This window comes from Staphylococcus sp. EG-SA-2, assembly GCF_017152085.1.
In genome coordinates this window covers 1-776 of the sequence record NZ_JACYHC010001043.1, presented here as the reverse complement: position 1 = coordinate 776, position 776 = coordinate 1, and the positions used below count along the sequence as shown (strand labels likewise).

At 36.1% G+C, this 776-nt stretch carries 1 protein-coding gene; it reads left to right on the top strand.

Annotated features, from left to right (window positions below):
- Window positions 1-603: SDR family oxidoreductase (locus IDG60_RS17720; protein WP_206161007.1), on the top strand; the 603-nt coding region annotated here is incomplete at its 5' end.
- Between the last annotated feature and the right edge of the window lie 173 nt (window positions 604-776).

The window sequence follows — 776 nt, the reverse complement described above, 5'->3', positions numbered from 1 at the left end:
ATTGAAGAAAGTGGTCAAAAGGCAGTGTTAATTCCTGGTGATATAAGAGATGAGCAGTTCAACTATGACCTTGTTGAACAAGCATATCAACAATTAGGTGGCTTAGATAATGTTACTTTAGTTGCTGGACATCAACAGTATCATGATGATATTCATGGATTTACAACTGAGGCATTTACAGAAACATTTGAAACGAATGTCTATCCGCTATTTTGGACAGTTCAAAAAGCATTGGAATATTTAAAACCGGGTGCGTCAATTACAACGACATCATCTGTACAAGGTTATAATCCTAGTCCTATTCTTCATGATTATGCCGCTTCAAAAGCAGCAATTATTTCATTAACTAAAAGTTTTTCAGAAGAATTAGGACCAAAAGGAATTAGAGTGAACTGTGTAGCACCTGGTCCATTCTGGTCACCATTACAAATTTCTGGTGGGCAACCTCAAAGTAAAATCCCAACATTTGGTCAAAAAACACCTTTAGGTCGTGCAGGTCAACCTGTTGAGTTATGTGGAACTTATGTGCTATTAGCGTCAGAGGAATCAAGTTATACAACTGGACAAGTGTTCGGTGTTAGCGGTGGAGTGCAAATAGATTAGGGTTGTATGAAGCTTTTAATTGAACAGCATAATATTAATTTAGTTACTTCAATCCATTAAATTAAAATGAATTGGTGAAGTGTATTTTAAATAGTCGGTAAAGGTGTGTATCTTTATCGGCTTATTTTAATACTCTGTCATAAGGAGCGTTTGCTCAGGGTGTGGATTATAAG